This window comes from Brevibacillus dissolubilis (assembly GCF_006170445.1).
Classification (GTDB): domain Bacteria; phylum Bacillota; class Bacilli; order Brevibacillales; family Brevibacillaceae; genus Brevibacillus_B; species Brevibacillus_B dissolubilis.
Genome location: NZ_VCNA01000002.1, coordinates 569,076 through 590,960, shown reverse-complemented (window position 1 = coordinate 590,960; position 21,885 = coordinate 569,076). Strand labels below are relative to the sequence as shown.

Below are 21,885 nucleotides of genomic sequence, written 5' to 3'. Positions count from 1 at the left end.
ACGACTTCGACCGGAATAGGTCAGCATGTAAAATAACCAAATAATTGAACCAACAAGAACAACTGCGGCAATCCAGCCTGAAATAGCCATAATTCGCGTACCTCCGTCGACAAGAAACGTATTCATGCAATTATACGAACATGTTACAATAGAGTTTCACACCCTATATCACAAATGTAGTGGAAGTGTATGGGATAATCAAGTATAGCTTGGGGGAAACAAGGTCTATGAATTTTGAGGTTGATTGGCTGGCGTTTTACCTGATCGAACAGCTTAGTGACGACCAAAGCAAACAAGTGCGGATGTCCCGCTACCTGTCTTATCATGACTATGAAAAAAGCGAACTGAAATACTTCTTAGAAGGTGAATTCACCAAGATTGCCAAGCGTAAAGCAGAGTTGAACCCTGCGACAGAAGGCGCACCGACGAAGCTCGGACAGTTCATCGTCGAGCCGGGCCACCCGCTGGAATCCAATCCAAACTATGCGATGTTTCAAAAGCTGCTCAATGCTACCGGCAAAGAGGAAGTCTTTCACAATGCGATGCCACTGGTGCAATCCTATCTGAAGACTCCGCAGGTGCGCGGCGGCGTGCTGTTGCTGGTGCGGGCCAAGCTGGACAAGTTTGATGACAAGTTCCTGTTCATTCTCAAATGTGATTTTGAGCAAAATACAGCGATTATCACGGATGAAAACAGCCTGATCAGCAATGTGGAGATGGCGATTAACTCCAAGAATATGAAGTCGGTGATGTACCCGCATCTGATCGAAGAGGGGATGGTGGATGCCTATCATGTGAAAATCCATCAGTTCTCCCATGCGCGCTATTTTGAAGAGTTCCTCAAATTCATCGAGTATCCGCAGACGATCACCCAGCTGATCTCAGACGAAGTGATCAATCTGGCCCGTCAGCATATCGAGTATGTCTATCCAGAGGCAGATTCCCAAGAGCGGATTCGCGCCGAAGAGGAGATCGAGCTGATCGCCGCCAGTCCGAAGCGTGAGCTGACGGAAAAATGGGAGCATGAGACGGTCATGGAAGCGATGCAGATCCTCACCGAGCGTCAGCCCGAGATCGAGCTGAAGTTCAAGCTGGACCACCTGCAAGTCCGCGCCCTGCTCGCCGACTACGGAAGCCAGCTGCATATCGCCAAGGTGAACAACCGCTATGTCGTGGTGCTTGAAGGCGACTACCTGCAATTCGAGAGAGGCCACTCTCCGATCGAATTCCTCAAGCCCAAGGGACTGGAGGAGCTGGTAAAAGAAATCGAGGAGCGTTCTCTGCATGATTATTATGAGACGCTGACGACCCCGGCCCCGGCACAGCCTTCTGCAGGCTATGAACAGCAGCCGGGCCGACAAGATTTTGTACCGCAGACCGTGCCAGATGATGATACCCCGCCGTGGTAATGGGGAACCTGTAAAAGAAAGAGGGGACGTCTATGACAGACTCACGCAACCGAGAGCGTGAAGCCGTGCAGAATGAGCTTGTGGAACGAATCAAACGCGATTTGCCGAGAGGCTGGAGCTGTCAGGCGGAGGGAGAGGGCATCCGGCTGGTTCGCTATCAGACGAAGGAAGAGGCGGGCAGTGGGGATGCGCCTGCCCCTAAGCCTTTTTCCCAACTGCTATCTCTTGAGAAGCTTCAGGCGCAGGTGGAACAAAAAACGGAACTTCGTCAGGAGCTGGTACATAGCTACGCGGCCCATATCCTTGGGCTGGTGCGCGGGATGAATGACACAGGTGATCTGACAGACCAGGAACACGCTGTTTACCCCATCGCCCGCCACAAATCCATCGTAGCCAACCCACTCTATGCAGGTGCTGCCGATCTCATCACCGCCCCGCATACGGCCGAGACGGTGATGGTCTATGCGCTCGACCGCGAAGAAGGCTACAAGCTGATCAGCCAGAGTATGCTGGATGCCGCAGGCTGGACGGTGGAGAAGCTGCATGAGTGTGCCATCGCCAATGTGCAGAAGCTGCCTGTCCCGCTGAAATCGGAGAAGGTGGGCGAGAACACGGTTCATTTTATCAGCCCGCGTGACGGGTATGCAGCCAGCCGGATTTTTGTGCCGGGGCTATTGGAGCAGTACAACCAGAGCAAAAGCGGCAAGGCGCTCGGTGTCGCAATCCCGCATCAGGATGTGCTGGTGCTCGTCGACATTCACAATGAAACAGGGGCACAGCTCTTGGCTCGGCTGACCTTTGATTTCGCCAGCAAGGGAAGCGTACCGATCTGCCCGCTGCCGTTTCTTTATCAGGATGGGGCGTTGGAGACGTATTTTATCATGCAACAGCAAGCGAAAGGATGACCACTAAAGATGCAACAGAGATCGAATCCGAATTCGAGACAGAATCAAGCAAAAGGGGCTTCTGGAAGACCAGCCGGTTCTTATAAATCAGGCGGTGGCGGACAGCAGGGACAGGGGCGTCAACAGGATCATGGGCGTCAGTCCAATGGAGGCGGTAAGCCACAAGGGCAGGGCCGCTATCAAAATGAAAGCCGTCCACAAAATCTGGGCGGCAACCGCAACGGCAACCAATCCTTCGGCGGAGGCCGTCCATCCCGTGATGGTGACCACGCCGGGCAAGCATCCCAAGTGTTGAGCAGACAGGAGCGAGAACTGCTAGAAGAGCTGCTGGATGACATGTACGAGGATTTTGCCGATTACAAGCGCATGACCAAGCCGGGAGAAGAGATGAACGCGACGTATCAGACGTTTGTGAATATCACGCGGAAGCTGGGGCTGCGTCAGCCGAAATAAGATAACAAAGAGGCTACCCTCATGGCAGTAATCTGCACAGAGAGGGTAGCCTCTTTTCTATGGTAATCTCATCAGCTTATTGGTTATGCGGCAGAAACTTGACCGTTTCCCAGCCACCATTGAGGTTGAGCATGATCGTAGAATCTGGTGTTGCAAGGTTGAGAGGCGGAAGACCCAGATCAACTTCAGGCACGACGATTTGCTCGTCTTCCGTTTCTAAGAGATAGCCGCTCAGGAGCTTTTGTTGACCGAGAATATTCATAGAAATGGTAGGTAAAAGTGTTTTCGTCCCCGGCACGGTGAGGGCGGATTCAGGAATGTGAACTGGGACAGCGGGAGTCTCCACCCCGTTCGAGTAGCAGAAGCATTCATCGATGTTGAGATCTTGGATCTTGAAGGTGTAGGAAGGAATTTCGGTGGAATAGCCAGGAACGATGATCCCGTCAAGTGGTGGAGTCTCTACATCGCCGCCTGGGACGTTAAGGGAGTAGCCGAGGATTTTTTGCAGGGTCTCGTCCACATGAACTTTGGCAGGTGAGACAGAGAACGCACTGTCAGGAATTACAACGGCTTTCGCTGGAGTAGTGACCGTTTTTCCATCGATATGGCCTAATACGTAGACACAAGTATTGCCAGGTTCTGCTGCAGATACAGTTGTACCTGCACTTAATAGAAGTGCAAGTGCGCTGAGGACAGGGAGGAATCGTTTCATGAATGGGTCACCTCATCAGTAGTTTATTATGGCTATAGATCATTATTTTATATAAAAATACAAATATTTCAATATAAAATGTGATAAATATCACAAAAATCTCAGAATTATTCGCGTCACGAAGTATTTGATAGGCAAATACTCCCTGTTGGGTTCGAGCCATAAGTGGATGCGAATAGATCAACAAAACCATTAACACAAAAACAACGAATCCCCACTCCCGAAATGAAACGAGAGCAGAGATCCGTTGTTTTTCACAACCCATGCACCTTCATATACGTCAGCATAAACCAACCCGTCTCATGGATCAGCCAATACTTCAACCGTGGCCCATAAATATAGACCGTGGCCGCCATATCCAGCATCCGCTTGGCCCGTTGGTGGTCGCCCATCAGATAAGCACAGTATCCAAGCGACATCCACGGGTAGAAGTCACCCGTCTGAAACATGTCAAAGCGGGGAAAGCGCGCGGTAATCTGCTGATACAGCGATTGGGCTCGCGGATCAGTGGGACTTACTACGTCATAGAGGATCGGAAACGCTTGGCTGGTCGCATCGGGATACCATTTGGTCCACTTGGGGTAGACACGGTCGTACATCGCGAAGCATTTTTTCCGTGAATCATACATCCCGAGAATTCCGTTGCGACACTTTACCGCAAGCTCAGCAGACAGTGTTGCGGTGTCGAGATCCTCCGCGAGGGTGAACAAGGCGGTGGCATCCTCCAGACCCCGCAGCACTTCACAGTTGTCCATCAGGTATTTGACCCGGTATGAATTCTTCGCCCAGGTCAGCCCGTCAGCCTGTTGGATCGTCAAGAGCGCGTAGAACATCTGGCGCAGCGCCGGATACAGCGACTTGAGACAGGTGGTATCCCCGGTCACTGCCATATACTCGCGCACCAGAGTGAAAAACGTCGTGACATAGGAGTCCTCACTGTCCGCTTTGCCGGTGTCGGTCTCCAAGCCTTGGCTCAGGCGATGATCGTTGATGAAGCCTTGCGGGGTCAGGTGGTTGACGAACCAGTCCATCCACCTTTTGACGGCAGCGGTCTCACCCAGCCGCACAAGCGGGACGAGGGCGAGGTTGGTAAAGTACGGATTGATCACATCACTTTTGGGAGAGAGGCGAAAAGCTCCGCTGGGCAGTTGGCATTTCAAGATGTACGCCGCTTGGGCATGCAAAAGCTGTGGTTCTTCCATTGACAGCACTCCAGACTTACGTGAACACGTTCACCAGTTTCAAACCCGTTTCTACTAAATTCAGCGCGTCCACTACATTTTCCTCTGTGATTGTGGACAGGTGCGGGTCATCTTTGAGGGCGTCGAACCACTTGTCGTCACGAAACCAATCTACGCCGTCAGCGGGCGCTTGTTGCGTGTCTTTCCAGGCAAATGTAAGAATCGGACTGTACACCTTGTCCCGTCCGGGGATGAGCTTGTCCCCGTCGAAGCGTTCGATGTAATCTTCGAGCCGTGACCCTTCTTTTCTTGGACGGCGGATTTTGCTGAACAGGTGTGGCCAGTAATCGGCACGGGAACCGGTGTGTGGAGTGGTACGGGCGAATTGCACAATTTTGGCAAGTCTCGGTTTATCTGTGAATAAGATATGATAAAGCGTTTTCCCGACTTGAATCCGCTTGGGTAGGGAGCGGAAATGGTGAACATCCAAGCCGATGAGCTTGAGATAGGGATCGTCTGGATGATCACGGTAGGGGAAGAACACTTGATTGAGCGACAATACTGCTTGCGCCTGAAACGCAAAAGTCGAGAGCACTTCCTCCTGGTAAAAAGGATGCTGGACCACGCGTTGTTCAATATACTGCTGCTCGTTGATAATCAGGGCCCAAGTCAGCTTACGGCTGTCGCGTGTCTGCCAGAAGTCGCGCCAGATCGGCTCCATGAAGCAAGAGACATGCAGACTGGGGATGAGGAAGCTTAGATCTTCACCTGTCTTTTTCATCTGCTCGTACAACAGCAGCTGGGCATAGGCATCGTGGAAGATCAGCCAGTTGCAGCGTTCCAGAAAAGCAAAAAAAGCCTGAAGCTCATGCTCCGGCATCAAGCGGGGAAGCCAGTCGCCACGCAGGTCGGTCATACCATAGCCGCCATTTCGGGATACCATGTGCGCCAGCAGCGCCCACTCGATTTCGGGATGTCTGAGATAAAAGTCCAGATAGGCTTGCGTCCGTGTCACATTGTTTCGGTTCAGCTGATTGGTTGTCTGTCGGATGTGGTGGATCAGATCAAGTGAGGCCGGAGCCGTTTTGAGTGACAAGGTCGCAAACACTCCTTTTTGGATAGTGAATAATGAAAGCAGGTCCGAATACGGCCTGCCTCAACTTATCCAATCATTTCACGTACCATCAGGGTGGTCAGGAGACGTTCCTTGGCTTCTTCTCGTGTTTTGCCGGTTTTTACGATTTTTTCAGATTGGTACTCCATCTCTGCAACAAAAAGTCCGTCTTGTTCATAAATGGTCATAGGTGATCCCTGCCTTTCTTTTGCTTTTTTTATTCTATGCAAAAGCGGAGAGGTTGATGCCTGGTTGATTGCCTGTTTTTGTGCATTCATGTAGAGTAGAGAGGTAAAGGAGTGAGACCTATGAACATCGAGATCAAAGAAAGCGCCGCCCTCAAGCTGAAGGCGGCGGCGAAACCATCTGAAGATAAAATTGTCCGCATCCTTGGCGAAATCGTCGGAGGCTGCGGTATGACGGTCGAGTATTCTCTGGTGTGGGACGAGCCTGCGGCCAATGACCGCCTGATCGAAGGGGAGGGCTTTACCCTCGCGATTGACCCAGAGACTGAAGGGTACATGGACACATCTGGCGTGAAGCTGGAGTATTACGATAATCAGGGCTACCGTCTGACAACGCCGGCACAGATCATCGCGTACGGTCTGCGGCTCAAAGACCGCTGGTAGAGGCTGGTCGGGGCATGCCTGTGGTTATTTCGGCAAACCGCTCAGCAGAACGGACATGATACCAGCCGCGATCAACGGCCCCACAGGAACGCCCCGGAAAAAGGCGACACCAAGGATTGTTCCGATCAGCAGCCCGGTGACGATGAGCGGATTGCTAGCCATCAGGGCAGCACCACGCCCACCGAGGTACGCGACGAAGATCCCGACCGCAATCGCCAAGAGCGACTGCCAATGCAAAAACGCCTGTCCCATCGCCTCCGGCTGAATCCGTCCGCTGGCGACAGGGGCAAGCACACCAATGGTGAGAATGATGATTCCCACCTGCAACCCATACTGCTCCAAAAAAGGAAAGATCCGCTCCACATGCAACAGGCGAATCATCAGCAACAGCCCGACCGAGATGGAGACGGCTGGGTTGTTGCTGACGATTCCGAGTGTGAGCAGTGCTAATAAAATAAGATTGGTCCAATCCATAGTAAGACTCACTTTCTATGATAGTTAGGAGATGTGAACATGACTGAGAAGCGACTACCACAAGTGACGCTGGGGCCTGATCGAGTGCCGGTCAGCGCAATCGGCCTTGGATGCATGGGCTTGTCCGGTACATGGAATCCGGCAGAAGTAGGGCCTCAGAATATCGAAGCAGCGTTTACGGCGTTGAATACGGCGCTTGGTGCTGGCATTACGATGTTTGATCACGCGGACATCTACGGCAACCGTTCGTGTGAGGATATTTTTGGTCAATTTCTCGCTGCCAATGCGGGTCTGCGTGAAAAAATCTTCATCGCGACCAAATGTGGAATTCTGTTCGAGGATGAGCATGGGCCGCAACGCTACAATCTCACTTATGATTACATAACGACAAGCCTTGAGGGTTCACTGCACCGTCTGCAAACCACCTATATCGATCTGTACCAAATCCACCGTCCAGATCCGTTGACACATCCACGTGAGACAGCCCGTGCGCTGAACCAGATTGTTGCCGATGGTCGAGTCCGCATGATCGGGGTAAGCAATTATTTCCCGTCACAGGTATCGGCCCTGCAGGCCTATCTCGATGTGCCGATCGTTACGACTCAGCCGTCGATCAGCTTGTGGAATATGGAAGCGCTTCATAACGGTGTACTGGATCAAGCTACTCAGTTCGACATTCGTCCACTGGCGTACAGCCCGCTTGGCGGAGGTCTGTTGACGGGTAAAGCTGATCCATCCAAGCTGGAGGGCCAAGATGCCCACCGCTATGGTACACTGACCGCGTGCTTCGCTGAACTGGGCGCCAAATATGATGCAACCCCATCACAGCTCAGTCTCGCCTGGCTGATGCACCATCCGGCTCAGATCATCCCGCTCTTAGGCAGCAACCGTCCGGAAAATATCCGTGAAGGGGCAGAAGCATGCCGCATCCAGCTCTCACGGGAAGACTGGTACAAGCTCTGGGTGGCTGGTCGCGGCGAGCGTCTGCCGTAGGGGAGTGCCTATTTTGACTAGAACAGGCTCTCCAACATTCCGACCGGATAGCCTGTCTGCTCCTCAGAACCTTCAAAACGGCCCCAAGCAAATACGCCATTGAAGTAGTCAATCGTAAACGGTGCGTCAAACCCATGCACCTTGTAGCTTTTACCGATAAAAAACTCGCTGGTGCCGATATAGTACGACTTCGCCAAAAAGAACTTCTGCTCGAAGATCCCGACACTTACCATGTCTCCAATCTCGCGCTTCTCTTCGATCGCTTTGCGAAGCTTCTCCATCTCTTCCTGTAATTCAGCGAGCGTAAACTGACTGTATAAACGCATATGACAAGCCTCCTATGTAAAATAACGCCTTTTATTATAACACCAATGAAACGAAAAGAGGGGATCGATATGAAACAACGTTTTGATCTGACCGGAAAAACGGCAATTGTCACAGGAGCAGGCAGAGGGATTGGCCGTGCGCTTGCGATCGGTCTCGCAGAAGCAGGCGCAGATGTGGCTGTCGTTTCCCGCACCGCATCTGAGCTGGAACAGCTGGTCATCGACATCCAGGCACTTGGCCGCCGTGCCCACGGCATCGTAGCCGACCTGACCGATCCAGAATCACCACAACGCATCGTCGAAGACACCCTGTGTGAACTGGGCGGACTGCATATCCTCATCAACAACGCAGGCATGAACATCCGTACCAAAGCCCTCGATGTCACCCAGGAAGAATGGGACCGCGTCGTCGACCTCGACCTCAAGGCCAACTTTTTCATGGCCCAAGCCGCCGGAAAAGTCATGACTGAGCAAAAATACGGCCGCATCGTCAACATCGCATCCGTCGCAGGCCAAGTCGCGCTCCGCACCGGAGTTGCCTATGGTGCCAGCAAAGCCGGAATCATCCACATGACGCGTGTTCTTTCATTAGAATGGAGCAAATTCGGCGTCTGTATCAACTCGATTGCACCGTGGTACTTCCGCACGCCATTAACCGAGAAGCTCTTGGATGACCCGGCGTTCGTAGCAGAGGTGCTGGATCATACACCGATGGGACGAATCGGAGACTTGGAGGATCTGGTCGGGCCGACGATCTTCCTCGCTTCGGATGCTGCTGCTTATATCACGGGACAGACGATTTCGGTGGATGGCGGTATGTCGATTTACGGGTTTTAAGTCGGTTTTTAATCGGATGTAAGTAAAGTCGTTACGGAAGAGTATTCCCATCATCTAGCATGACAACATACCAAAAGGACTTTCCCACCGCGATTCATCGCGAGGAAAGTCCTTTTCCTCTTTTATCTTTTTATTATTCCATAATCCCTTTATGTTTTAATGGCGGTCTTTGCTACTCCAAGGCTGGAGGAGAGAAGGCGGTGGGCAGGAGGCACGCCTCTTTTGAAAAACACACCCAGCGGAGGGGAAAGAAAGGGCGTCCCATACTTCTCCGAATCCTCCCAGGGGCAAACTCTACGTTTGAAAGGGCTTCTTCGGAATTTTTGACCCTAACAAGCCCTTTCTTTTCCCGGAGCGGCCAGTCCCAACCCCTTCGGGTTTTTCAAACAAGGCAAGCCTCCTGCCCACCGCCTGCTCTCCCATCCACCGACACGAGCAACAACCCCCATAAAACACAAAAAAATAGCACCCCACTTAGAAGTAGGATGCTCAAGTATGGGGGTTTGCTGAGAAAAGCGTAAATATCTCCTGCGATAAAACCGCTCTCACCCGGTCTTACCGCTACGCTTGAGAGGTACTACAGAGTATGGACAATCACGTCGGTTGTGACATGATTATGCGTACTCTGTAGTCGAACACATCTCGAATACTTACCAAAGGCGTCAGCCTTGAACTTTTCTCAAAAAGTTAAACGTTGATTACAGTTATTATCCTAACAGCTATTTATTAAGATGGTATTAAGCAAAAATAAAAATAGATGAAATATACAGGATGGTGTGAACATTAGTGGGCAAAAATGTGATTTCCGATCAACACCGCACGGGGACGTGACCACATCCAAGAAGAGGTAACCTTTTTGGGATTAAAAAAGAAAATCGCACCCTTCGATGGGTCTTTGCCTGCTAATGCGGCCCGAACTGCCTTTTGCGCCATTTCATTCTTTTCCTTCGGCAGGGCACCGTCTTGGACGGTTGAGAAGGAGTTTTTCTCAAAAATCACTTCATGCACCGTTTTGGGGAATTGGGATGACTTCATCCGGTTGAGTACGACGGCAGCGATGGCCGTCTGCCCCTGCAAGGATTCGCCGCGTCCCTCGGCATAGACCAGCCGTTCGAGCAGGTCGATTTCTTTTGTGGTAACCTGAGCGGCTTTTATCTGTTGGACGGTTGCCTGATCCAGTTCACTTGTGACTGGGAGTCCATAGAGCCGCTGAAACATGTTGACGGCATCGATCATGTCTTCTGTGACAACGCCGTCCAGTGTGCCTTGATACAGACCCAGCTGTTGAAGCTTTTGCTGCAAATACGTAATGTCATTACCTGTGCTGCCTGTATATATGTGAACCGGAGCAGATGCTGCGGTCGGATTCGTAAACAATAATAATGCGCAATAGATGCCTGTAGTGACCGTGAGCATCTTGCGCAACCAAGAAATCATATTCATATCGGTCTCCTTTTCGCTTTTTTGGCTTGTGGCTGTGAAAGCGGATCGGTCACCCAAGTGTAGGGGATGAACAGGAGAAAAAGCAACAGGGGATGAATGGAAAACACCTGTCCCACCGCCGGAAAATAGCGGGAAACAGGTGTTTTTGGCATGCTTGATTTACTTTTCTTCGATCTTGACGTCTTTCATGGAAACCGGTGTCACAGGGGAGCTGGCCTCACCGCTTGCACCTGCTTTGACAGGGACGGAAGCGATTTTGTTGACCACGTCTTGGCCTTCGATGACTTTCCCGAAAATGGTGTAGTCTGGGGAGAACTCCAGACCTGTAATGTCATCACCGGAACCGATGAAGAACTGGCTGCCGTTGGTGTTCGGGCCGGCGTTGGCCATCGCGACGACACCCACTTCGTATTTGTGACCATTGTTCAGCTCGTCCTCAAAGCGATATCCTGGGCCACCCATCCCGTTGCCGAGCGGATCGCCGGTCTGGATCATGAAGGTTTTCATGACGCGGTGGAAAATGATGCCGTCATAAAAGTCCTCTTTGGCCAGGAAGACGAAGTTGTTGACGGTCTTCGGAGCGTCCTTGGCGAACAGCTCGATTTTGATGTCGCCCATAGTGGTGGTGATCGTCGCTGTGTAGGATTTGTTCGGGTCGATCTGCATCGCAGGCGGCTTGTCCCATTTTTTCTCACCGGTTGGGCCGACATCGCCCGCAGGCGGAGTCTGGTTGGCTTGGTCAGGTTGTGTGGCTTGATCGGCCGGCTGCCCGGTCTGGGTAGAATCGTTGTGGTTGGCGTGTTCGTCGGTCTGGTTACCGCCGCCGCAACCCGTCACGAGGCTTGCTGTAAGCAACAGGCTGGTCAGTGTAAGTGCATATTTTTTCATCTCTACTCTCCTTCCTGATGTTGCCATGTCTTGTTCTAATGACGGATTATAGCACAAAACGTTATCGTTTGCCATTCGCCATCTGATAGCTGTCCGGAAGACGGCGCAGACGTGCGAGACACAGCGGGGTGACAGCCGCGCCAAAACCAAGGCAGGTAAAGGCCATTCCCCATTGATAGAGGGGATTGCCGGCGAAGATTTCGAGGATCAGACCGAACAGGGCAGGGGATATGACCGTGATGCCAAAGCCAATCACAGACTGCACACCCAACGCAAGCCCCACCACGTCTGGATCAGACAGCTCGGTCAGAGCGGTAGAGTAGATCGGCGAATCACCGATGATTGTAAAGCCGTAGATCACAGCCACCCCAACCAAAATCCAAAGCGGCGCGTACATCAGCCAGCCCATGACAAACGAGCAGACCATACTGATCAGGATAAAGCTGAGGATCGCTTTGCTCCGGCCCACCCGATCTGACAGGTGACCGCCGTAACTGGTGGCAATCGCCCCGATCATGATGACCAGCGCTCCGATCATATTGCCGATGGATGCGGCCTGATCTGACTGGTACCCGGTCAGCTTCAGCACCTCAACGAAAAACGGCCCGATCCACGCCCACATCGCATAAAGCTCCCACATATGACCACCGTAGCTCAGGTTCATCAGCACATTGCTTTTGGTAAAGACCCGCTTGATTAGTGCAAGGGAAAAATGGTGGTTGGAGACAGTCATGGGCGGGATCTTAGCCAGTGATACGACGGCCGCACCGACGAGCGACGAGATCCCGGTGATGATAATGACACCTTGCCAGCTGATCATTGAGACGAACATCCCCGCCAGTAAAAGAGACATACCCGAACCAAGCACAAGTGAACCGACAAAGATGCCAAGCGCCCGTCCACGCTGCTCAGGCGGATAGATTCCCGACAGGAGCTTCATCCCCGGTACATATATCCCGCCGATCCCAAGCCCCGCGAGAAACCGGAGCAGCATTGCCGAGACAAATCCCTGTGCCGCATAGGCAAACAGCAGGCTGGCCAGTCCGGCAACAATCGCCCCGAAGATGAACAGCCGCCGCGGATTTTGCTTATCGCTTAAAAAACTATTAATGAAAACGGAAACAATATAGCCCAGATGAAAGACAGAGACGATCAGTCCAGCTTGCGTGGAGCTAAGCTGCCATTCTTCCGAAAGTTGCGGCAACACAGCCGAGAAGCTGAACCAGACCTGCATGATCAAGAACTGGGCAAAGGAGAAAAGAGCAAGCATCTGACGGGGCCTCCAAAACGTGATCGATGTAGAAATATGTAAAAATAAAGCTAATTTATAAACTTGTAAACCTATTATTCACGCTTATGATTTTGGTACAACAGAAGATTGGCTCCCTTAAGGGCGGTCGGCTCACTCCCTATGTCATACGATCAGGGGGTGATGCTATATGACAGTGTATGAAGCGATTTCGTTGATGCTCGGTTTCGGGTCACTCATCGTAGCAATCCTGTCTCATAAAAAGAAGTAGACCTCCCTTAAGCTGACGAGGCTGGAGGTCTATTCCCGCTTGACGTTGTGAGCCGCACCCTATAAGGGAACTCTTACTGTTGATCAACCGTGGGTGCTACCAACACTCACGGTTTTTCTTATTCACATTATACCACCCGTAAGACGAAACTAACGTTTATTATTTGCATTCATTTACCTAAAAAAAATTTTTATGATATGATGGAAGAAAACCTGACAGGAGCGGAAAACACATGACGAAACAATTTGAGACCAAAACAGTTCATATCCGTCATCCGCACATACAAGAAGACGTGAGCAAGGCAACTCCGATTTATCAAACCTCTGTATTTGCCTTTCCGGGCTTGGAGGAAGTGGAACAATATTACGCGGGCGAACGCGGTTACCTCTATACACGCAATGGAAATCCGAACCAGACGGAGCTGGCAGATGCTGTAGCCACCTTGGAAGAAGCGGAAAAAGGCGTCAGTGCTGCATCCGGGATGGGTGCGATCATGGCAGGGCTTCTGGCTGTGCTTGGGCCTGGCGATCATATCCTGGTCTCCCATGAGATCTATGGCGGGACGTATGGGCTGTTGCACAATGAGCTTTCCCGTTTTGGCATTGAGATGACCAGCATCAACCTCAATGAAGAAAAGACGCTGGACGCTTTCGTGACGCCGAAGACGAAGATGCTCTTTTTCGAGACGATCACCAATCCGCTGTTGTCTGTCGTAGATATGCCGCATTGGATTACACAGGCTAAGGCACATGGTCTGGTGACGATGATTGACAATACGTTTGCGACGCCGTATCTGGTGCGTCCAATCACCTATGGGGCGGAGCTGGTTGTACACAGCGGGACGAAGTATATCGGTGGACACAGTGACGTGACATCTGGTGTGCTGGTCGGGCGTCAGGATCTGGTGGCACGGGCCAAGCAGATCGTCGAGACCTATGGGGCATCGCTCAGTCCGTTTGAAGCATGGCTGACCGCACGTGGTCTGAAGACACTGGCGCTTCGTATGGAAAAACAGTGTGACAACGCCAAAGAAGTGGCTGAATTCTTGCGGAGCCATCCAAAGGTAAAAGCGGTATACTACCCGACTGAACAAGAGACTGCATTCTTCCATCATCATAAACAGGGGGCGATGATCTCCTTCTGTCTGGCAGATGAGGAGAAGATTTATGAGTTTTACCGGGCATTGTCTTGGATCAAGCTGGCTCCATCGCTTGCCGGAGTGGAAACCAGTGTCTCCCATCCTGTGACCACCTCGCACCGTGCTTTTACCGAGGAGCAGCGGCAGGCGACGGGCATCACAAAGGGACTTGTACGTCTATCGGTCGGCATCGAGACTGCCCGTGATATCATCGCGGATCTGGAGCAGGGACTCGGAGCCAAGTCATAATCTTACAGAATGGCGGTACCTGCTACAAAACCAATAACAGCAAGGTGTTGCGGCACTCGTTTCCCCTTTTTGGACAGTGGGGAGGTACGGGTGCTTGATTTTTTTTTTCGCTGGTTCGTGACCTTTTTTTCGTTCAAGCCGTCAAAAGGGATAGAACGTGAGGTTGGGGGATGTGTGATGAAGATGGCAATCAAATATGGGGATGAACAAGAGTCATCTCCGGTTGTGCAAGAGAGGACGACTGGGATGATCGAAACAAGAGACTTCCCTGAACTATATGATGAGTTTTTTGACCGGGTCAACCGTTATCTGCGCTGTCGGGTGTATAATTCGTGGGATGCCGATGATCTGACGACGACCGTTTTTCTCAAAGCTTTGGAAAAGTTTGACCAGTACAGCCGCACGAGTCCGTTTGCTTCGTGGATTTTTCGGATCGCCCATAATACGTTCGTTGATTTCGTCCGCAAGAATCGGGAGCTGCCGACAGAGAACGAGGACCTGCTTTTTGGGCAAGAGACAGATGATACGTGGCAGCCGGAGCAACAGGCACTGAGCAATGAACAGGTCCGCCTGCTTGGCGAGATGATGGATAAGCTGTCGACCGATCAACGCGACGTGCTGACCCTGCGGTATTTTGCCGATCTGAAAATCTCACAGGTGGCAGAGGTGTTGGGCAAGACCGATTCGAGCGTCAAGATGATCACCCACCGTGGCCTGCAGCAATTGCAAAAACTGTACAAGGAGGCAGACCGCCATGAAGGATGAGCCACGCTTCACAGATGAACTCCATGACTCCACGGTATCCGAGCTTTTGTCGCACTTACAGCACATGCGCAAGGCGGTGCCTGTCAATTATCAACTAAAAGCGGATTTGAAGAAAAAGCTGCTGGAACAGATGAAAGCCCAGCAGGCACAGGGACACGGCGCCCTGCAAGCCGTTCCTACACAGAAAAAGACCCGCAAGTCAATAGGGTGGCTGGCAGGCGGAGTGATCGCACTGGGACTTGGGTCACTCTTGGCCCTCTGGAATGGGGATGGGATCACGATTGAGGATCAGCAGACCCTGACTTTTGACCATCAGCCGAAGGTGCAGCAGGTGGCGATCTCCAACTCAGGTGAGCGGGTTGCCACGATCACGTCTGATTCGCGACTGCAAACTTATTTAATAGAAGAAAGTCGTCAGGAAACACCGATTCGACTGCCGAAGACAGACGGTACCTATGACGCAATCAGCTGGGCGAACAACAGCAACCGCCTGGCCCTGCTCGACAATAGCGATGATCAGGCGAGGCTGTGGATCATTGATGCCACTACCTCTGAACACGATCAAAAAATTGGCGGCGGAAGTATGCTGCTGCATCAAGAGGCGGGCGCGGTGATCAATTCGGTAAGCTGGGAGCCGAATGACCAGCGGATCGCCTATAGTAAAACCGTTGGAGACCAAGATGAAATCTGGCTGATCCGGCTAAATGCCTTTGAGAACCAAAAAGTAGCTGAGGGGAGCTACCCGGCTTGGTCACCAGATGGCAAACAGCTTGCGTACATGCAGGATGACCAGATCTTCGTCCTGACGCTTGCGACCGGGAAAAAACAGGGGATCGGAACTGGGGATTCCCCGTCGTGGGTGGATCAGGAGCATCTGAGCTATATCAATTCCAACGGTGAGCTCGTGAGCGTCAATCCAAACCAGACACCATTGGATCAAGAGGTGATCGATGGTTCGGCGATTGCCGGGAAAATGCCAGTAGGGGCCAACTGGGCCAGTCACAGTGACCTGATGTTGCTCGCTGTCAAAGGGGAGACAGGGACCGAATTCAAGATTGCCAAGCGAGATTAACAGATAGAGGAGAGAGTAGACTCATGTGGAAATGGATCGTAGTCCTGGCCCTGCTGTTTGCGGGGCTCCCCGCACAGATGGCATGGGCGGATAATGAGGTTGAGATAGAGGTAGATATCCCGCTGAGTGAGATTTTGAAGCAGAATCAGTGGGCGAAGCTCGATGTAACACTTACCAGTGAGACGCAGGATATTTCTGGGATGTTACAGTTGGAGAGCGATGATCATGCAAATGCGAAATCAGGCGTACTGGCACAAGCGGTCACGCTAAGCAAGGGGCAGACCAAGACCTACCAGTTTACCCTCCCTGCGGTGTATCTGATGAGGGGACCGCTTCGCATCCAAGTGGTAGAGGGGAACAAGGTTCTGGCCACAGAAAAATTGGAAACGGTAGGAACAAGCGACCCGAGAACGGTAGTCGTGCTGGATCAGAACCGCAACGCGTTTCACTTTATGAACTTACTCAATGAGGGTGTCGCATACCGCTATGACAGCAGCTGGAATGAAGCAAAGACTGTGCACTTGAGCCCGAGCGAGCTGCCAGATGATTCTCTGATGCTGCGGCATATGAATATTCTGGCGATCGGGAATCTGGCTGCTGATGCAATCCGTCCAGCACAAGTAGAAGCGGTGAAGAGTTGGGTGCAGGGAGGCGGGGTCTTACTCCTCTCCACCGGGGATAAAGCCAGTGGTGCCGCAGCCAATCTCGCTGAATGGATCCAGGTGAAGAAGAATCCGGGCGCGACCCAGAACGTAGAAGAATTAAAATTTCTGACCAAGCAGACTTCATCCCCAGTGACCTCTCTTGGAGTCTACAATCGTGACGAATCCCTGTTCGTCTTGAAAAAAGTAGGGCGGGGGAAAGTGCTGCTGGCTAACTATGATGTCAGCGCAGAGCCACTCGCTTCCTGGCAGTACAACCGTGATCTGTGGTCACAGCTTGCTACCAAGTATCAATTGTTCACAGCAGGGAATCAGGGAGTAGCAGTGAATGGGGTGCTTCCAGAGTTCAGTAAATTAATTCCGGGTGTCAATCTGCCACGGGTAGAATGGCTGGCCGTCATCTGGCTGGTTTATATCCTTGTGATCGCACCGCTTTTGTATGTGATCCTAAAACGAAAAGATCGTCGTGAATGGGCATGGGGGATCATTCCGGCGTCTGCACTGGTTTTGATGATCGGTGTCTATGTGATTGGTAAATCGATGGTGACAGACGGCAATTCGAGCTACAGTGTCTCTGAGATCAACATCATTGATCACAAGCTGGCTGATGTACAGACAGCGGCCTCCTTCCTCGCGACGGCAGGTGGGGAATATACCGTCCATATCGAGAAAGGGTATACGGCTTTACCAATTGCGTTAACCAGCCACAATACATGGCTGACGAATGCGTCTACGGAACAGAATGAGGCGGGCCAACTGACGTTTCACTACCAACACGTTCCCTATCTGACCCTCCGTCAAGCGATCGCTTCTGGAGAAAAAACAGATATCGGTTCTTTTGAAGCCCAATTGAACATGGAAGGACAGCAAGTACGTGGAACAGTGAAGAATCATACCTCTTTTGATCTGGATGAATTATTCTTGGTGATGGGAATGCAGCGAATCCCACTCGGTGCCATCAAAAAAGGAGAAGAAAAGCAGGTGGATCTCACCCTGCAACCGTTCTTTGCCCCACAAGAGATGAACCGAGATGCCGTCATGGATCGAGATCAGCTGGTGGAGATTTCCAAGCGTGACCTTACCACCTTTTACGGGGATAACAGCATCCGGTTGGTGGGTCTGTCCTCACAGCCAATGCCGGTCGTGACGATGGATCTCTCTGATACCCAAGCGCACCACCTCCAAGTGATCAAACAAAAGATTACGCTCAAGGACACAGAGACCAAGCGCAGCGTCTATCCATTCGGAATCCACACTCCTTATGTCATCGCACAGGAGGGAGAAGCCTATCCGCTTCATACTGGTCAATGGCAGATCGGTCGGGGCAGTGTGACATTTGGATTGGCTGTCTCAGATGATCAGGTCGAGGCGCAAAAGCTGGAGATCCCACTGGAGGCAAGTTCCTACCTGCTGTTCAAAAAAGAACTCTTCCACGCCAGCTCCAATCAGTGGATCGAGGTGCCAAATGAGAAGGCCCACATCGTGCTCGAAGGGGCGGAGCTAAAACAGTATCTCACATCAGCAGGCCATCTGCGTCTGCGCATCACGAACAGCAGCGACCAGCGTCTGAACGTGCCAGAACCGTCTTTCCGCTTGGAAGGAGAGGAGAAATAAGATGATTCGCACAGAAAATCTCACCAAACATTATGGCAAACTGCACGCGCTCAACGACCTGAACCTAGAGATCGGCAAAGGCAAGGTCTTCGGCTTCATCGGACCCAATGGCGCAGGCAAATCCACCACGATGATGATCCTCTCCACACTGCTTGGCCCAACCAGCGGCCGCGCCTATGTGGCCGGATATGATGTGATCAAAGAACCAAAGGATGTACGGCAGGTGCTTGGCTATATGCCGGACTTCTTCGGGGTCTACGATAACCTGAAGGCGACGGAATATCTGGACTTCTACGCGGGGGCGTACAACATCCCGCACAGCAAGAGATCCAATCTGATTGCCGATCTGCTCGAACTGGTCAATCTGTCTAACAAAGCAGACGCTTATGTCGATTCACTCTCCCGCGGGATGAAGCAGCGCCTCGGTCTGGCCCGTTGCCTCGTCCACAGCCCGGAAGTCCTGATCCTCGACGAGCCTGCCTCTGGTCTTGACCCGCGTGCCCGGATCGAAATGCGGGAGATCCTCAAAAAACTGCGCAGCATGGGCAAAACCATCATCATCAGCTCGCACATCCTGCCTGAATTGGCTGAGCTGTGTGACGATATCGGTGTGATCGAAAAAGGCAATCTGATCGCCTGCGGCTCTGTCGATGAAGTAAGTGTCGAGACACGTGGCATTGCGGTCATGCAATTGAAGACCCTCGACAAGCTTGAAGAGACCGAGCGAATCCTCGCTGCCTCGCCATTGGTCAAGCGACTGGATAATAAGGGGAGTCATTTCCGTTTTCATTTCACAGGCAATGACAGTGACAAAGCTGGTCTGCTGATGAAGCTGGTACAGGAAGGCATCCCGGTGCTTCACTTCGGCGATTCCAAAGAGAACCTCGAAGATGTCTTCTTAGCGATCACGGAAGGAGTGGGCAACTAATGACGGACTTTTTTACCAACCCGCTGATCGTCAAAGAAATGCGGGAGAGATTCCGTACCCCCAAAACTTTTTGGATTCTTGGTCTCTATCTGCTCGTGATGGGGGCGATTCTGCTTGGGTTTATTTTTATCCAGCAGATGAACAGCTACATCTCACCGGGCGACAACAGCGAACTGTTCGTCATGCTTGCGGTGATCCAATACGGAATGATCTGTTTCATCGCTCCGGCACTGTCCGCAGGCGCGATCAGCGGCGAGCGTGAGCGTCAGACACTCAATATTCTGTTGACGACCCATCTGAGCCCGGCCAAAATCATTATGAGCAAGATCGTGACCTCGCTTGCGTTTATTTTCCTGCTGGTGGTTACGTCGTTGCCTCTGTACAGCTTCGTCATCCTGTACGGCGGGATTTCTCCGACGCAATTGTTGCTTCTGCTTCTCTTTTTCTCTGTGAATATCATCTGCTTCGGTTCGATCGGGCTATTCTGCTCCACGTGGATGAAGCGCACAGGTGTCAGTACGATTACGGCGTATGGTCTGTCCTTTTTCCTCGTGGTGGGGACGGGTCTGGTCTTCATTTTTCTGGGAATGCTGATTCAGCAGATGTATCCAGAGGTGTACGTGGATGAGACGGTGTGGAACCTGCTTGGGATCAAGCTTTTGGCTGGGATGAACCCGCCGTATGTCTTGTCTGAGATTCTGGGTGAGAACATCGGACCTAAGCTGGATTGGTTCATGCCGGTCTGGGCGTACTTTTCGATTATTTATGGGGTGCTGAGTCTGATCTTGATCGCAGGCAGTGCGTATCTGCTGCGTCCTGTCCGCCGCACTTGGTTTGCTTGGAAAAAATAGCCCTCGGTATGGTATGATAAGTCGATGGAACAACAATCGAACCAAAAAACCAGGAGGGAACAACCCATGGCAAACACACCAGACAACAAAGACGTACAAGTCGTTGATTTCGAAGAGATGCTCCAATTCGTCGAAGCCCGTCTTGCCAAAGCAGGCATGAAAGTAGGCCGCGATGAGATCATCACGATCATCCAGGCAGAAGAGGCGTTTTTGATAGAGAAGGGGATTATTGAGGAATTAGTGATTGAGGAATAAATCGTAGAAAAGTGAGACCATGGAGCCTAGAGGATCTGATTCCTCTAGGCTTTTTTGCTCAAGTTCATCTCCGGTGCAGGGGAGCATAAATAATCGGGTTGTTCATACGCATATACATGAATCGTCCGTTTCCCATACACAAAGAACGGAGGGAGAACTGTGCCCATTGTATTGAGGAAAAGCAGCATCTATACCGTACGTCAGGGAGATACCCTGTACTCCATCGCCCAACGGTTCAACAGTTCGGCGGAAGAAATATTGCGGGTCAATCATTTATATCCCCCAGTGACAGACCCCGGCCTGATTTTCCCGGGTGATGTACTGGTTGTACCGACTCTTTTGCAGACAGGACGGGTTTCTTATATCGTAGCATCTGGAGATACACTCTTTCGTATAGCGCTTCGGTTTGGTGCCTCTCCTGACTTAGTGGCGGGGATTAACCAGATCGAAAATCCGAATCTGATTAATCCGGCACAACCATTGACGGTTCCTGCCTTTATTTACGAAATTCAGGAGGGGGATTCATTGGCCGCGGTCTCACGCAGGTTCGGCATCCCGCCTGCAAGGATCTCGGAAGCCAACGAAGGCCGGCCGGGTTTTCAAGGAGATGTGATCTGGCCGGGGTATCATGTCATCCTCCCGTTGCCCACTTCCCGCAATATCGTGGTGTGGACTCCACTTCCGGGTACGAGAGTGGGCAGAGGACAACGAATAGAAGGGCAGGCAAGGGCATTTGAGGCCAACGTATTGCACCAGCTTCGGGATGCGAACGGTGTGGTTGTATCGAACGAACGCTTCACAACCGCTGATATCGGGGCGCCTGCCTATGGAACGCTGCCATTTGATCGGACCCCTACAGCCAATACGGGGGAGCTGTGGGTATATACAAGGAGTGCGAAAGATGGCAGTATTCAGGATTTGGTGAGGACAACGGTCTATTTTTAGACAGGGTGGATAGGAAAGGTGGATGATCCCGAATTCCGGGATCTTTTTTTAGGTGGCTTTCTTTACTTTCTCTTATGGAAAGTGTATGATTGACTAGCTTTCAAGGAATCCTAATCCTGACAGGAGGGGATTCCACATGTATGAGTCAGGTTTTATCGACGTCTTCAACAAGTTTAACCGACAGGCTGATCAAGGCATGTCCACTCAGCAGTCCTTGGGAGTCGACCCACTGTATAGTATGATGCCGACCCAAGAGCAGGTGTCCTACACGCAGCAGATGAGCCAGCAGCAACCATTGCAGCCGCAGGCGTATACGCAAGCTGCTGGGCAAGGTGATCAAGGGCAGCAGGGGATGGGTTATCCACAAGGACAGGTTTATCAGCCGAATCTGCAGGCGAACATGCAAGCTTTTCAAAGCTACCAGCCGCAGGCGTACGCGTATGGTCAAGCGATGCCGAATCCCGCATTGGGTCAGCCATATGCAGGGATGAATCAAGCGCGCCCCGGTCTCGGATTTGCTCA

At 51.7% G+C, this 21,885-nt stretch carries 24 protein-coding genes; 15 read left to right on the top strand and 9 right to left on the bottom strand.

Annotated elements, in window-relative coordinates; genetic code table 11:
* The first annotated feature begins 227 nt into the window (after nt 1-227).
* From FGI41_RS04770 to FGI41_RS04760, 3 genes are read left to right on the top strand one after another with little or no spacing between them, the layout of a single operon-like run.
* A complete protein-coding gene (locus FGI41_RS04770) occupies nt 228-1,409 on the top strand; it encodes a DUF3900 domain-containing protein (RefSeq protein ID WP_139488790.1) in 1,182 nt (393 codons plus the stop codon).
* Between the two features lie 32 nt (nt 1,410-1,441).
* On the top strand, nt 1,442-2,314 hold the full coding sequence (locus FGI41_RS04765; protein WP_139488789.1) for a DUF1444 family protein: 873 nt from the start codon (nt 1,442-1,444) through the stop codon (nt 2,312-2,314).
* Nucleotides 2,315-2,323: 9 nt separating this feature from the next.
* Nucleotides 2,324-2,767 carry a hypothetical protein gene (locus FGI41_RS04760; RefSeq protein ID WP_139488788.1) on the top strand — a complete coding sequence of 148 codons (444 nt, stop codon included), beginning with the start codon at nt 2,324-2,326 and terminating at the stop codon, nt 2,765-2,767.
* A gap of 76 nt (nt 2,768-2,843) precedes the next feature.
* On the opposite strand, the gene FGI41_RS04755 is transcribed toward FGI41_RS04760, so the two are convergent.
* The 4 genes from FGI41_RS04755 to FGI41_RS24750 form a co-directional block, all read right to left on the bottom strand.
* Entirely contained in the window at nt 2,844-3,479 is a 636-nt protein-coding gene (locus tag FGI41_RS04755) for a hypothetical protein (protein ID WP_139488787.1), read from the bottom strand.
* A 254-nt stretch (nt 3,480-3,733) separates the two neighbouring features.
* Complete coding sequence (locus FGI41_RS04750; protein WP_139488786.1) at nt 3,734-4,681, bottom strand: hypothetical protein; 948 nt, start codon at nt 4,679-4,681, stop codon at nt 3,734-3,736.
* Nucleotides 4,682-4,697: 16 nt separating this feature from the next.
* A complete protein-coding gene (locus FGI41_RS04745; RefSeq protein ID WP_139488785.1) occupies nt 4,698-5,756 on the bottom strand; it encodes a DUF2515 family protein in 1,059 nt (352 codons plus the stop codon).
* Between the two features lie 65 nt (nt 5,757-5,821).
* Nucleotides 5,822-5,962 (bottom strand): hypothetical protein, encoded by a 141-nt coding sequence (locus FGI41_RS24750; protein WP_176560120.1) that lies wholly within the window; start codon nt 5,960-5,962, stop codon nt 5,822-5,824.
* A 120-nt stretch (nt 5,963-6,082) separates the two neighbouring features.
* Between FGI41_RS24750 and FGI41_RS04740 the strand changes: the two genes are divergently transcribed.
* A complete protein-coding gene (locus FGI41_RS04740; protein ID WP_139488784.1) occupies nt 6,083-6,403 on the top strand; it encodes an iron-sulfur cluster biosynthesis family protein in 321 nt (106 codons plus the stop codon).
* A 24-nt stretch (nt 6,404-6,427) separates the two neighbouring features.
* Here FGI41_RS04740 and FGI41_RS04735 read toward each other — a convergent pair whose 3' ends face one another.
* On the bottom strand, nt 6,428-6,877 hold the full coding sequence (locus FGI41_RS04735) for a DUF441 domain-containing protein (RefSeq protein ID WP_139488783.1): 450 nt from the start codon (nt 6,875-6,877) through the stop codon (nt 6,428-6,430).
* A gap of 39 nt (nt 6,878-6,916) precedes the next feature.
* Here FGI41_RS04735 and FGI41_RS04730 point away from each other — a divergent pair, with 39 nt between their 5' ends.
* Nucleotides 6,917-7,870 carry an aldo/keto reductase gene (locus tag FGI41_RS04730; protein ID WP_139488782.1) on the top strand — a complete coding sequence of 318 codons (954 nt, stop codon included), beginning with the start codon at nt 6,917-6,919 and terminating at the stop codon, nt 7,868-7,870.
* Between the two features lie 17 nt (nt 7,871-7,887).
* Here FGI41_RS04730 and FGI41_RS04725 read toward each other — a convergent pair whose 3' ends face one another.
* Nucleotides 7,888-8,196, bottom strand: a complete 309-nt coding sequence (locus FGI41_RS04725; protein ID WP_139488781.1) for a DUF1811 family protein — start codon at nt 8,194-8,196, stop codon at nt 7,888-7,890.
* A 69-nt stretch (nt 8,197-8,265) separates the two neighbouring features.
* Between FGI41_RS04725 and FGI41_RS04720 the strand changes: the two genes are divergently transcribed.
* The gene (locus tag FGI41_RS04720; RefSeq protein ID WP_139488780.1) at nt 8,266-9,033 is read left to right on the top strand and encodes an SDR family NAD(P)-dependent oxidoreductase; all 768 of its coding nucleotides are present in this window, start codon (nt 8,266-8,268) and stop codon (nt 9,031-9,033) included.
* A 783-nt stretch (nt 9,034-9,816) separates the two neighbouring features.
* Here the strand turns inward: FGI41_RS04720 and FGI41_RS04715 are convergent.
* The 3 genes from FGI41_RS04715 to FGI41_RS04705 form a co-directional block, all read right to left on the bottom strand.
* A complete protein-coding gene (locus FGI41_RS04715; protein ID WP_139488779.1) occupies nt 9,817-10,476 on the bottom strand; it encodes a cell wall hydrolase in 660 nt (219 codons plus the stop codon).
* A gap of 159 nt (nt 10,477-10,635) precedes the next feature.
* Nucleotides 10,636-11,364: a peptidylprolyl isomerase gene (locus tag FGI41_RS04710; protein ID WP_139488778.1), complete on the bottom strand. Its 729-nt coding sequence runs from the start codon at nt 11,362-11,364 to the stop codon at nt 10,636-10,638.
* Between the two features lie 61 nt (nt 11,365-11,425).
* Nucleotides 11,426-12,634 (bottom strand): MFS transporter, encoded by a 1,209-nt coding sequence (locus tag FGI41_RS04705; RefSeq protein WP_139488777.1) that lies wholly within the window; start codon nt 12,632-12,634, stop codon nt 11,426-11,428.
* Between the two features lie 169 nt (nt 12,635-12,803).
* Between FGI41_RS04705 and FGI41_RS25695 the strand changes: the two genes are divergently transcribed.
* The 9 genes from FGI41_RS25695 to FGI41_RS04665 all read left to right on the top strand — a co-directional run bounded on the left by FGI41_RS25695 (nt 12,804) and on the right by FGI41_RS04665 (nt 21,363).
* On the top strand, nt 12,804-12,884 hold the full coding sequence (locus tag FGI41_RS25695) for a putative holin-like toxin (RefSeq protein WP_368656569.1): 81 nt from the start codon (nt 12,804-12,806) through the stop codon (nt 12,882-12,884).
* 232 nt (nt 12,885-13,116) lie between these two features.
* Nucleotides 13,117-14,271, top strand: coding sequence for a trans-sulfuration enzyme family protein (locus FGI41_RS04700; RefSeq protein WP_139488776.1), 1,155 nt, complete (start codon nt 13,117-13,119; stop codon nt 14,269-14,271).
* 177 nt (nt 14,272-14,448) lie between these two features.
* On the top strand, nt 14,449-15,036 hold the full coding sequence (locus FGI41_RS04695) for an RNA polymerase sigma factor (RefSeq protein WP_139488775.1): 588 nt from the start codon (nt 14,449-14,451) through the stop codon (nt 15,034-15,036).
* Complete coding sequence (locus FGI41_RS04690) at nt 15,026-16,108, top strand: TolB family protein (RefSeq protein ID WP_139488774.1); 1,083 nt, start codon at nt 15,026-15,028, stop codon at nt 16,106-16,108. Before FGI41_RS04695 ends, FGI41_RS04690 begins: the two co-directional genes overlap by 11 nt.
* 23 nt (nt 16,109-16,131) lie before the next feature.
* Nucleotides 16,132-18,384 carry a DUF8725 domain-containing protein gene (locus tag FGI41_RS04685; RefSeq protein WP_139488773.1) on the top strand — a complete coding sequence of 751 codons (2,253 nt, stop codon included), beginning with the start codon at nt 16,132-16,134 and terminating at the stop codon, nt 18,382-18,384.
* Nucleotide 18,385: 1 nt separating this feature from the next.
* The gene (locus FGI41_RS04680; RefSeq protein WP_139488772.1) at nt 18,386-19,312 is read left to right on the top strand and encodes an ABC transporter ATP-binding protein; all 927 of its coding nucleotides are present in this window, start codon (nt 18,386-18,388) and stop codon (nt 19,310-19,312) included.
* Nucleotides 19,312-20,163: an ABC transporter permease gene (locus tag FGI41_RS04675; protein ID WP_139488771.1), complete on the top strand. Its 852-nt coding sequence runs from the start codon at nt 19,312-19,314 to the stop codon at nt 20,161-20,163. The genes FGI41_RS04680 and FGI41_RS04675 overlap by 1 nt, the downstream gene beginning before the upstream one ends.
* A gap of 66 nt (nt 20,164-20,229) precedes the next feature.
* On the top strand, nt 20,230-20,418 hold the full coding sequence (locus tag FGI41_RS04670; RefSeq protein WP_139488770.1) for a hypothetical protein: 189 nt from the start codon (nt 20,230-20,232) through the stop codon (nt 20,416-20,418).
* Between the two features lie 159 nt (nt 20,419-20,577).
* Nucleotides 20,578-21,363, top strand: coding sequence for a LysM peptidoglycan-binding domain-containing protein (locus tag FGI41_RS04665; protein ID WP_139488769.1), 786 nt, complete (start codon nt 20,578-20,580; stop codon nt 21,361-21,363).
* Nucleotides 21,364-21,885 lie beyond the last annotated feature (522 nt).